Origin of the sequence: Schleiferilactobacillus harbinensis DSM 16991, assembly GCF_000425885.1 — a bacterium.
GTDB lineage: Bacteria > Bacillota > Bacilli > Lactobacillales > Lactobacillaceae > Schleiferilactobacillus > Schleiferilactobacillus harbinensis.
This window is the reverse complement of record NZ_AUEH01000071.1, coordinates 1-10,280: the sequence shown is the minus strand read 5'-3', so window position 1 is coordinate 10,280 and position 10,280 is coordinate 1. Positions and strand designations below refer to the sequence as shown.

Below are 10,280 nucleotides of genomic sequence, written 5' to 3'. Positions count from 1 at the left end.
TCCAGCTTATCGAGCGCCGTTATGAACGGAAATCAACGATCATCACGACCAACATTGCCCTCTCCAAGTGGGACGATACATTCGCCGACAAGACTCTGGCTAATGCCATTCTTGATCGACTGGTGCACCACTCCCGCGTGATTCGGATCAACGGCCGGTCATACCGCATGAAGGGCCATATCACAGAGCCCAAAGCGGACAAAGCACCGAATGATACTGGTTAGGCCTCTGGCCTAACTGAAGCATCACCACTAATTGGAAAGGAGAAACGCAGCTCAACTAAACCGGCAAAAAACAACATTTTCTAATCGGCAAAAAATGTCATTTTATCGTCGGCGTTGACATCGTCGACACCAAACGGTTTTTTATTTTGTGGGCAACAAAGATTAGTCGCCTAAGTAAGCGAAGACCACTTTTTCATCATAAAGATGCAGCATCTTCTCGTATACCAGCCGTGACAGCCAGCCCACCACGATGGGCACAGCAAACCACACGACTAAGGCCATCACGAAGTTCAGGCCGGCATCAATTGACGCCAGCGGGCCAACCAAACCGACCAGGCCGAACCCAGCGGAAGCCGGTGTACCGGAAACGCTGAATAGAGCAACAGGAATGGCAGAAATGACGCTGGTGGTCAATATTGGCAGCAGAATGATTGGATGGCGGAAGAGGTTCGGAATCATCAACTTCATGGCACCTAAGGCCACAGCGATGGTAACGCCGGACTTGTTCGTCTTCCAGGAATGAATTACCAATACGACTGTGGTCACGGCCACACCCATGGCGGCGGCCCCAGCGGAGACGCCGCTGAGCTGAATCGCCATCCCAATGGCGACAGTGGAAATCGGAGTGATGATCAGCATCGCGAACATGCAGGTAATCAGGATACTCATCAAGATTGGTTGCAGCGTCGTGAAGGAGTTGATCAAGTTACCGATCCAAGTCGTGATTTTGGCGACATAAGGTAGGATCAGCCAGCCGACCCAACCGGCCCCAGCCCCCACGATGATGGGTGAGAGGACGATTTTTACAGAACCGAATTTTGTCCCAATGAGCATCGTGAGTCCCACGGCTAAGGCGGCGGTGATCATGGTATTGATCAAGTCGCCGGTCCCGGCAGAGAGATACATCCCCGCCGCTTTCGTGGTCGGATTTACCGCCACGGCGTTGAACTGGGTGACTCCGGAACCCACATACGCGGCCCCGGCGACGATTGCCATATCCAGTGGTGCCAGACCAAACTGCAGGGCAATCAAGGCGCCAATTAACAGTGGTGTGGCGACTTGGAACACGACTACGACATGAGTTAGTTGCAGGGCGATTTGATTTTGCCCGAATAATTTCAGAATAGCTGCCAAGACGGCGTTAGGGATTAACCCCACGATGATCCCGGTGGCGGTACCAGCCAAGACTTTGTTGAAGAAAAGTTTCGGCGTCATTTTAGGCGTTGCGGCATTACTAGACATGCGCTTTCGTCCTTTCCACGGCTCCCACCAATTGCTCCTTCGCATGGATCAACTGCGTTAACAACGCACAGTAGGGTGTGGGAATGCCATATTTTTGACCCTTACGCCACACGGCTCCATTGATGAAATCAATTTCGGTGGCGCGATGGTTCTTGACCAGATCCTGATACATGGACGGATAGTGTCCCGCAATGTTGGCGGTAAATGTACCAGCCACATGGTCGTAAACTTCCTGTTCGTCCAAGTTGATACCTTCTTTAGCCGCCACAGTCGCAAATTCAGCAATAATTGTGTGCAGCAAGTCCGGGGCCACTGTGGTGCTGCCCAGTTCGCCGATGTTGCATTCCAGCAGCGAGCATAAGCAGTTCAAGGTCCCGTTCACACAAGCCTTCCGCCAAATTGAATACTTGACGTTCTCACTGTACTTCGGATTGAGCCCCGCTTCAGTGAATACTTGCACGACTTGTTTGGTGAAAGCTTCACCGGCGGGTTCAAAGTTTTGCAACTCCACGTCACCATTACCCACCAGAGTCACTTGGCCAGGGCCAGTCATTCCGGCGGTCCACATGGTGATGCCGAGAATCAAGTGGTCCTTGGCGACGTAATCTTCCAGAATATCCTCATGGCCGATGCCGTTAAGCAGACACAGGACATAAGTGACTGGCGAAATGATCGGCTTCACGGCTTCCATCATGGACCGTAATTGGTTGGATTTCGTAAAGACGATGATCAGGTCCAGCTCCTCACCCGTCGCGTCTACCTCGGCAGGGGAATAAATTGGTAACTTGACGGTCACGGGTTCCCCGTTAAAGTCCGCCTTTAAGCCATTGGCCCGGATGGCGTCGACATTGTCTTGCCAACCATCGACCAATTCAACATTATGACCAGCTTGATGCAACATGATCGCGAAACGGCTGCCCATACCACCGGCGCCAACAACAGTAATTTTCATTATAATAGCCTCTTTTCCATTTGTGACAAGTTTAACAGGAGATGGGAATTCGGTCAATCTGACACAAATCGAAAATAAGGTCGAAATTTAAGAAAATCGTGTGCACGCCATGTTCGCCGATACGGTTCACACAGCGGTTAGTTTTCAGCTGCTTTTCTTTTACCAGAACGAACTATTGGGAATGGGTGACAGTCAGAATGGCTAGATTAGTTTTATTAATTTCGTATAACCATTCACAATATGAGCAAGTGCCCAATTTCTCCTTCGCTGGCCGTCATTTTGATGCCAATAATGCCGATGAAAAGCAAAATGACAAAAATCCAAGTCGCTGGCTTCAACCGGTCACCGAACAGCAGCACACCGATAAGGACGGTGCCCACTGCGCCAATGCCGGTCCAAATTGGATACGCCAGACTCATGGGCAGTTTCGCCGTCGCTTTGGCCAAGAAACCAAAACTAGCAACCATCCCGATCAAGGTCGCGATCGTCCAACCAATATGGGTGAAACCGTTGCTGAGCTTCATAAACGTCGCCCATACCATCTCAAAAATTCCTGCAATTACTAAGTATAACCACGCCATTGTTAATTCCTCCTTGTTTTTGACGAAAAAAAAACCGTATATTACTCCGACTAGACCTAACGGAGCAACACACGGTAACTGCCCGGCGGCAGTGTGTAATTAATTTATGATTGCTAGGATAGCACGGGAAAAGAAAATTGGCAAATCCGGCTAGTAAGCAATTGTGACGACGCCATTCCCGGTAAATTGATAAGCGCTATCGGCGAGCCGCCGGTTGTTGAGTTCCTGAGCAAACTTATTCAGGTCGATGATTACAATTCTTGCACCGTCGCTGACAATCGCAGGGTCAAGGAGTGCTCGCGCATCAGCTGCGCTGCAGGATGGCGTATGTAAGTACATGGCGATGGCCTGGACACCGGCCTTATTGATTTGCCAATCCGACTTGGGCGCCGCGATGACATGGTCCTGGACGAATTGGGTGACATCGATTTGTTTTTCGGTATTGGTATGACTGACTTGCTGATCGTTGGTGGATTGCTGACTGGCGGTCGTGATTTTGGTTTTGACGGTAGCCGCGCCGATGGTTTGGCGAGACTGACCGCAGGCGGATAAGAGCAGAAGCAACGTGATCAGTGGTAGTGACGCAGCTGACAAATTCTTCAACAGGTAAAACCGCCCCCTCACGATCAGAATCTCGCCTTGGGTTGATTTCACGGGCAGTCGAGTATGTTCCATACGATAACATGCCTACCGAGAAACGATGAAAAATGTGCATATCTGCAACGCCACTGGTATACAAAAATACACGGCAATCCGTGTATTCGCCTGGCGTTATTGTAAAAATCCTTGCCGCTGCAATATTGGTGTGACCAGTTGGCGAAAATAATCGTTGCCCTTGCCAATGGCTTGCCAAAACTGGAAAAGGGTCTGGGTTTTGGTAAAGGTCGGTGAAGCGGCAGTCTCATTTGCCAACAATTCGCCGCCGATCAGGTACTCATCCTCCCAATCGCGCTGCCGGACAACCTGGTCAAAATACGTGTGGGCGCGGTCAATTTCGGGCGGGTCTTGGGCCAGCTTTCTTAAAGCTGCCCTTAACAGCGTATTACCTGTGACATAATCACCAGTCACTCCGCGACTTTGAGCGCGCTCATATTGCCGGATGACGGATATCATGAATGGATCCACCTGATGGGCCGGCAGTTTCAGAATTAAGTCCTCCGCGATGTGGAATTCCAGAATACGCCATTGCGACACGCTGGTGATGGCGGTATACAGTGTTTGAATGACCGTGTCGAAGTGGGGAAACGCCATATTGCGATAAATGTTTCCTTGCAACCGACCAAAGTTAGCAGTGAGCGGCTGTCCTGCAGCATCAGCCGCATTGATCACTTTTTCTAAGAACGGCTGATTGCCCGTCAAATAGGCGGTATCAATTTGGGCGAGAAAACTGGACTGCTCTGGTAAAGCCGCATAAAACTCATTCCAATTCAATTGTAAATTGGCCATGGCCCGCACAAACTGACTGGCGGAAAGTTCTGTTTTGCCATTCTCAAAACGGCTCAGTGCCGATGCAGTCAAATCGTTCCGCGCGGCTTGCCGGAGTGAAAAGCCCCGTTCCTGGCGAAGCTTGCCGTAATGTTCACCTAAGCTCATTCGTGCCGCCCCGTTTCCGTCGTCATAAACTTTTGCCAATCCCCACGGACCTGATCGGGATGAACCTGAATCGTCAAAAGGGTTAGGCCTGCCGTGATTTGAGTCAGCGGGGTCTGCAAATCCATCTGCGGATCATCATGGAAGGCCAGCATCAAGTGATCCATCGCCCGCAGAATATATTGGTTGAGATCCGTGAGGGGAAAGGTATCGATGACCGGCAACAGTTCCCGGGCCGTCGCAAATTCCCCGCCCATCATCATGCCCCGGACAATGTTCATGATTGCTTGCGTGACCATATTTTGCGTTTGATCCGCTTCAGGTGGTTGATTTTGATTATGATAGGGCGCGGCCATTGAAGTCACGATGGTATGCAAGTCAGTGAGACTGCAATGGATTTGCATACACGCCGCCAAGAGCGCGTCGTAAGATTGCCAATGCTGAATATGTAATAGGTAGTGCGTGGCCGGCGGATACACCATGGGCGGCAGCGCCGGTAATTCCATACCTAATCGCGTCGCGGCGTAATCTCGAGCAATGATAGCAAAGGCCAGATCATAGAACCAATGGGACTTTTCGTATCGCTGCAGATAGTCCATGGCCAATGCATAAAACTCCGCCGCGGGCCGTTTTTCACCAATCAATACATTGGACCGATACATATAGTCCTGAGGATCTGAGGATCGCTGTATTCTAACTCAAATTGCGGCCAGTCCAACCGGCCGGCAGCCCGGCGCATCAGCTGCATAAACTTGGTAGCGGACAACTCGGTTTGCCCGCGTTCAAAGTGCGAAACCGATGATGGACTGGTGATGTCATGACTGATTTCGGCAATGGATAGCCCCTGCCCTTTTCGTTGATCCCGCAATAGTGCGCCCAGCGTAATGGTCATCGCGTGTTCCTCCTTGAGAAATATTGATTCTAAAGTTAGTCGAAATACGCCGGATATGCAAATTCAGTGACTGAAGGGAACCGCCCAGTGATGGCAATCACAAGCGGAAACGGTAGAATGTAGATAGTAGTGAATTATGGAGGGAAATTATGCAAAATGGGTTGGAGACAAAAAACGGCCGGACATCATTCTTTGATGGCGGCTTGGCATCATGGATCGGGTAGTCCCTATTGGGCTTTCTGGTAACCGTCTTTACACTGGGGATCTGCTATCCCTGGGCGCTGACGATGATTTACGGCTGGCGGATCAATCATACCGTCGTGGACGGTCACCGGATGCAGTTTTCAGGCACTGCACTGGGACTTTTTGGTAGTTGGATCAAGTGGTTGTTGTTGTCGATCATTACGATCGGGATATACAGTTTCTGGGTGCGGATTAAGTTGGAGAACTGGCGCGTGAGCCATACCATTTTCGTGAATTAGAAATAATACGAAAAAACCGCCAGCCCAAAAGCAAAGCGGTTGCAACTATGTATAGGGAGAAATGACGGTTTAAGCAATTACCGCAAAGCAAACTCCGGTATGAGGCCCCGGTGGCAACGTATCTCCCACACGTCGAAGGATATAATTACTTCCAAGCAGAATAGTAGCATACATCATTTTGGTCATACAAGAGAAACTGCTTGGCACCAAAATTGTTTTTAGGAGGAAAAAACCATGCGGGCACTAGTCGCCATCGATTCATTCAAAGGTTCATTTTCCAGTCAGGAAGCCGCAAATATCGTCACCCAAGCCTTCAGCAAATACCGCATCGTCACCGACGCTGCGGCCATCGCAGATGGCGGGGAAGGGACCAGCGCCGCCTATTTAGCCAATCACTCCACCGCCATGTGGCGTCAGCTGACGGTGACCAATATGGTGGGAAAACCGATACCCGTGCAGTATGTCATCGACGCCTCCCAACACTTGGCCATCATTGATGTGGCTGAGGCCAGCGGGATTCAATTTGCAACGACCCAGGACGGGTTCGTCGACCCGTTAACCACCAGCTCAATTGGGACGGGAGAAATGATTCAGGACGCCACCCAGCAAGGCGTGCAAAAGATTGTCGTGGCTCTGGGCGGTTCTGGGACCACCGATGCCGGCATCGGTTTATTAGGGGCACTAGGCGTCAAGTTCTACGATGATCAAGGTAACGAACTGCCCCCCACTGTACCGTCATTGGCCAAAGTCGAAAAGTATAACGATGCGGCCGTCAGTCTCCACGACATCCAGCTGGTGGCATGCGCCGATGTGGATAGCCCGCTGACTGGTCCCACTGGAGCAGTCCAGATGTTCGGTCCGCAAAAGGGCGTTGATGACCAGCAAGAGAGTCTAGAGAAGGCCTTTTATCACTTCGCGGATGTTTTGGATCCCACCGAGCATGGGCAAGGAGCAGGCGATGGTGCGGCCGGCGGGATGGGTTTTGCGTTGCGGGTCCTAGGCGCTGAGCACATGTCTGGGTTTGATTTTATCGCCAACGATATCAATTTACCTTCTCGTGTGGCCCAAACCGATTTTGTCGTGACTGGAGAAGGCCGGCTAGATACTCAAAGCATCCATGGCAAGGTGCCGGTACGGATGGCCGAGCTGGCGCAAAAGGCCGGCAAGCCCTGTTTTGCCATTGTGGGCACCCAAGAATTGGACCTGGCCACGGCCCGGCAATACGGGTTGACCAGTGTCTTTCCCATCGTCGACCGGCCGATGACACTGGCCCAAGCCATTGCCAATGGAAAAGAAAACCTGGCCCGCACTGCTGCCCGCGTGGGTGCCATGGCGGCCAGCATGGATGGAGGTAAATAAATTCCACAACTACGCGTCGCCACCTTTAACATTGCCGGTGGACACCAGCCTGATGTCGCCGCTATTAATCGACTGTTCACGGCAGAAAACCTGGACATCATCGGGGTGCAAGAAATTGATCGGCAGACCACCCGGAATCCAGGAGACATGCCAGCACAACTCGCCGGTGCCAACTACTATTTTGAATTTGCTAAAGCCATTGATCTGATGGGCGGCGAATACGGCATTGCGATTTTTTCACGGATACCACTGCATCAAGTATATATCCATCCGTATACCGTTTATGGGGAAGAGCGGCGGGTGTTCCAGCACGGTGTTTACGATGTAGCCGATAGCCAATTATCGGTGTACAATACCCACTTATCATTTGAAACGCCGGCCTTACGCCAGCAGCAAGTGGCGGAACTGCTCGCTGCAGTCAACGCCGACCCGGTTCCGCACAAAGTGATTCTGGGTGATTTCAACATGGACCAGGATCATGCAGAGTGGGACTCTTTGGGGCCAGATCTGTACCGCGTTAATGGCGATCACAAGTGGTACGACACGTTTACTTGGCGGGATGATACGATGAAAGTCTATGCCATCGATAACATCATCGTGACGCCCAACGTTCGCGTGGCGCACAAAAAAATGGCGACCCAAATTCTATCGGATCACCAGATGTTGGAAACAGAGTTGTCTTGGGCCTAATGGAAGAGTTTGAGAATTCCCACAATCCTTGCGGCTCTAAGCTTTCAGCAACATTGATGATATACTATCAGCAACAGAAAAGCATTATGGGCGGTGACCTTCAACACGGAAAGAGGCGATGCCGATGGGCGATAGTGACCATCACGCGCACAAATCTGGACGGAAGGAGGTCTTGTTTACCGATGGTAGCGGCGATCTATACCGCTATCGTCATTGGCTTGGTTGGCATCATTACGGTGGTCGGATTATTGACGCAGCTTTTACACCGTTTGACCAAGCTAGTGGCAGCGTTCCGGCAGCTGCGCCGAGCGCTGAAAAAGTAGGCAAAAAATAACCGCCCGACTTTGACCCGTTGGCGGTTATTTTTAGCTAAAATTATGGTCGCTGCTCTTAAAGCAGTTCTGCGAGGGCTAACAGCCCGGGGGCGCCCTGCCAGGTGCCCTTTTTTTCTTACTTCAAATATAGCATGGGCTTGGTGATGTGTCCACTTTTCTAAACTATCAAAACTTGCCAACCATCAGTCGTCCACCGCAACAATTTCGATCTTAATACGATCTGGATCTTCTAAATACAGCGCATAGTGGTCCGGCCCGCCTGCAAAAGGATAGCGCGCTGCATACAACTCCTGATACGCCAATGTGTCCAGCTCTGTCCGCAGACGATCCACGGCGGCCTGACCGATCATGTTAAAGGCCAGATGATTAAGCCCGACATTGGTCCGATTGTAAGGCACGGCCAGCTTTTCAGACTGCACAAAGACAATGTAGGTTCCTTCACCTAGAATATAACTTATACCGCTCTCCCATTCCTGATAAACATGGTAGCCCAGGTGGTCAACGAGCAGCCAGTCATAGAATTGCCGAGTGGCTGCCAGATTTCGAACATAGATTTCAACGTGATGGAGCGCACCATTAACGGTCATAGCCGATGAGTCATCTGCTTTCTACTAACGAATCTTGTGCCATGCGGACGCGCTGATTGACGGGAAAATGTGGGCTAATTGCCACATCTGCGCCTGATCGTAGTGGAATACCACGGCGGGTAATAGAGTGTTGATCGAGTCTTCCGCCTGCTCACTGAATTCCGTGGCGCCCACTAAGTGATGACCCTGGTCGAAAATCAAAATGTTGTCGCCCATGGTTTCTTCGTCGATCTGGCGATACCAATCGTCCGGGATATGATTGTGCACCAGCTTGTAATTACCGTTTGCGGCGGCTTCAGGAGTGACGCCCACCTTAGCGATCCGTGGTGACGTATATACCGTCGTTGGAATCGCTGGATAATTGATTGGATCAGTGGTTTGGCCGCTCAATAAATGGAACAAATAGTAGGATTCAAAAGTGGCAGTGGGGGTCAGCTTGGGTTGGTCCTTAGCCAATACGTCACCGGAAGCATAGATATTGGGGATATTGGTCCGTAGGTGATCATCCACCACAATCCCGTGCTTCGTGTATTCCACACCAGCTGCTTCAAGGCCGATTTTGTCCGCGTTGGGAATACGACCAATGGCGTCCAGAACCCAATCGACGGTTTCTTCCTGTTGCGCACCATAGTGGATCGCAATGCCGTCTTTTTTCTTGGTGAGGGCAGAGATGTCGGCATTTGGCACAAAAGCGACCCCGCGTTTAGTCATATCCGCCATCACCTGTTTGACGAAGGGTTGATGGAATTCGCGCAACGCGGTGTCCCCGCGCATAAACACGGTAACGGCGGCCCCAGCAGCATTAGCCATCGTCGCAAACTCCATGCTGATGTAGCCAGAACCAAGAATGCCAATTCGTTCCGGCAGTGCGGTTAATGCTATGAAGTCCCGGCTGTCGTGGGCTAGTTCAGTCCCAGGAATATCCAGCCGGTGGGGCCGTTGACCGGTGGCGATGATGATCTTTTCGGCCGTATAAGATTTACCGGAAGTTTGTCAAATGGTGTTGAAGGATAGTTTCTATCCTTTGGAGATCTCCTCGTGTGAAGTGCCCTACAATTGTTAGACAAGAAGTCTAACGATTGTGGGGCATTTCTTGTGACCAAATATAGTAACGAATTAAAGGCAAAAGTGGTTTCTGAATACTTGAAAGGCGGTATTGGTTACAGAGAGCTCAGCGTTCGATATGGTATTCCTTCGCGCGCTAATATTCGAACCTGGGTCAATCAAGCTAGGACCCACGGTATCGAGTCTTTGAAGGTCAAACACAACAAGGCTACGTATTCGCAGACCTTTAAAATTACTGTGGTAGAGTATGTGCATACACATCAAGTAAGCAGAGTTCAAGC

Annotated in this window: 14 protein-coding genes and 1 pseudogene; 6 read left to right on the top strand and 9 right to left on the bottom strand. The window is 50.8% G+C overall.

From position 1 onward, the window contains the following. On the top strand, nucleotides 1–224 hold a 224-nt coding region (locus H627_RS18630; protein ID WP_035441262.1), incomplete at its 5' end, for an ATP-binding protein. A gap of 162 nt (nucleotides 225–386) precedes the next feature. Here H627_RS18630 and H627_RS0114640 read toward each other — a convergent pair. The 7 genes from H627_RS0114640 to H627_RS0114610 all read right to left on the bottom strand — a co-directional run bounded on the left by H627_RS0114640 (nucleotide 387) and on the right by H627_RS0114610 (nucleotide 5,481). Further along, on the bottom strand, nucleotides 387–1,466 hold the full coding sequence (locus H627_RS0114640) for a PTS sugar transporter subunit IIC (RefSeq protein ID WP_027829525.1): 1,080 nt from the start codon (nucleotides 1,464–1,466) through the stop codon (nucleotides 387–389). Next, the gene (locus H627_RS0114635; protein ID WP_027829524.1) at nucleotides 1,459–2,418 is read right to left on the bottom strand and encodes a 2-dehydropantoate 2-reductase; all 960 of its coding nucleotides are present in this window, start codon (nucleotides 2,416–2,418) and stop codon (nucleotides 1,459–1,461) included. Before H627_RS0114635 ends, H627_RS0114640 begins: the two co-directional genes overlap by 8 nt. Before the next feature lie 233 nt (nucleotides 2,419–2,651). Then, nucleotides 2,652–2,999, bottom strand: a complete 348-nt coding sequence (locus H627_RS0114630; RefSeq protein ID WP_027829523.1) for a DMT family transporter — start codon at nucleotides 2,997–2,999, stop codon at nucleotides 2,652–2,654. A gap of 150 nt (nucleotides 3,000–3,149) precedes the next feature. Further along, nucleotides 3,150–3,674, bottom strand: coding sequence for a hypothetical protein (locus tag H627_RS0114625; protein ID WP_152319396.1), 525 nt, complete (start codon nucleotides 3,672–3,674; stop codon nucleotides 3,150–3,152). A gap of 96 nt (nucleotides 3,675–3,770) precedes the next feature. Further along, entirely contained in the window at nucleotides 3,771–4,592 is an 822-nt protein-coding gene (locus tag H627_RS0114620) for a helix-turn-helix domain-containing protein (RefSeq protein WP_027829521.1), read from the bottom strand. After that, entirely contained in the window at nucleotides 4,589–5,251 is a 663-nt protein-coding gene (locus H627_RS0114615) for a hypothetical protein (RefSeq protein ID WP_027829520.1), read from the bottom strand. Before H627_RS0114615 ends, H627_RS0114620 begins: the two co-directional genes overlap by 4 nt. After that, the gene (locus H627_RS0114610) at nucleotides 5,230–5,481 is read right to left on the bottom strand and encodes a helix-turn-helix domain-containing protein (protein ID WP_027829519.1); all 252 of its coding nucleotides are present in this window, start codon (nucleotides 5,479–5,481) and stop codon (nucleotides 5,230–5,232) included. The genes H627_RS0114615 and H627_RS0114610 overlap by 22 nt, the downstream gene beginning before the upstream one ends. Nucleotides 5,482–5,711: 230 nt before the next feature. Between H627_RS0114610 and H627_RS18625 the strand changes: the two genes are divergently transcribed. From H627_RS18625 to H627_RS20240, 4 genes are all read left to right on the top strand, one after another. Continuing rightward, complete coding sequence (locus H627_RS18625; RefSeq protein ID WP_226999206.1) at nucleotides 5,712–5,963, top strand: DUF898 family protein; 252 nt, start codon at nucleotides 5,712–5,714, stop codon at nucleotides 5,961–5,963. A gap of 234 nt (nucleotides 5,964–6,197) precedes the next feature. After that, complete coding sequence (locus H627_RS0114600) at nucleotides 6,198–7,322, top strand: glycerate kinase family protein (protein ID WP_027829518.1); 1,125 nt, start codon at nucleotides 6,198–6,200, stop codon at nucleotides 7,320–7,322. Further along, a complete protein-coding gene (locus H627_RS0114595) occupies nucleotides 7,323–8,012 on the top strand; it encodes an endonuclease/exonuclease/phosphatase family protein (RefSeq protein WP_081674956.1) in 690 nt (229 codons plus the stop codon). Between the two features lie 182 nt (nucleotides 8,013–8,194). Then, entirely contained in the window at nucleotides 8,195–8,335 is a 141-nt protein-coding gene (locus tag H627_RS20240) for a hypothetical protein (protein WP_155827957.1), read from the top strand. A 194-nt stretch (nucleotides 8,336–8,529) separates the two neighbouring features. On the opposite strand, the gene H627_RS0114585 is transcribed toward H627_RS20240, so the two are convergent. Both H627_RS0114585 and H627_RS18620 read right to left on the bottom strand, forming a co-directional pair. Then, a complete protein-coding gene (locus tag H627_RS0114585) occupies nucleotides 8,530–8,934 on the bottom strand; it encodes a VOC family protein (protein WP_027829516.1) in 405 nt (134 codons plus the stop codon). Nucleotides 8,935–8,958: 24 nt separating this feature from the next. Next, a pseudogene (locus H627_RS18620) lies at nucleotides 8,959–9,921 on the bottom strand (FAD-dependent oxidoreductase); the annotation flags it as partial. A gap of 69 nt (nucleotides 9,922–9,990) precedes the next feature. Between H627_RS18620 and H627_RS0114575 the strand changes: the two are divergent. Then, nucleotides 9,991–10,280, top strand: a 290-nt coding sequence (locus tag H627_RS0114575; protein WP_155827955.1) for a helix-turn-helix domain-containing protein, incomplete at its 3' end; no start/stop codon positions are given.

What these genes read in the sequence shown, in the direction of transcription:
- H627_RS0114635 (WP_027829524.1), bottom strand. Translation starts at nt 2,418, where the DNA reads ATGAAAATTACTGTTGTTGGCGCCGGTGGTATGGGCAGCCGTTTCGCG.
- H627_RS0114585 (WP_027829516.1), bottom strand. Translation starts at nt 8,934, where the DNA reads ATGACCGTTAATGGTGCGCTCCATCACGTTGAAATCTATGTTCGAAAT.
- H627_RS0114620 (WP_027829521.1), bottom strand. Translation starts at nt 4,592, where the DNA reads ATGAGCTTAGGTGAACATTACGGCAAGCTTCGCCAGGAACGGGGCTTT.
- H627_RS20240 (WP_155827957.1), top strand. Translation starts at nt 8,195, where the DNA reads ATGGTAGCGGCGATCTATACCGCTATCGTCATTGGCTTGGTTGGCATC.
- H627_RS0114625 (WP_152319396.1), bottom strand. Translation starts at nt 3,674, where the DNA reads ATGGAACATACTCGACTGCCCGTGAAATCAACCCAAGGCGAGATTCTG.
- H627_RS0114630 (WP_027829523.1), bottom strand. Translation starts at nt 2,999, where the DNA reads ATGGCGTGGTTATACTTAGTAATTGCAGGAATTTTTGAGATGGTATGG.
- H627_RS0114610 (WP_027829519.1), bottom strand. Translation starts at nt 5,481, where the DNA reads ATGACCATTACGCTGGGCGCACTATTGCGGGATCAACGAAAAGGGCAG.
- H627_RS0114615 (WP_027829520.1), bottom strand. Translation starts at nt 5,251, where the DNA reads ATGTATCGGTCCAATGTATTGATTGGTGAAAAACGGCCCGCGGCGGAG.
- H627_RS0114600 (WP_027829518.1), top strand. Translation starts at nt 6,198, where the DNA reads ATGCGGGCACTAGTCGCCATCGATTCATTCAAAGGTTCATTTTCCAGT.
- H627_RS0114640 (WP_027829525.1), bottom strand. Translation starts at nt 1,466, where the DNA reads ATGTCTAGTAATGCCGCAACGCCTAAAATGACGCCGAAACTTTTCTTC.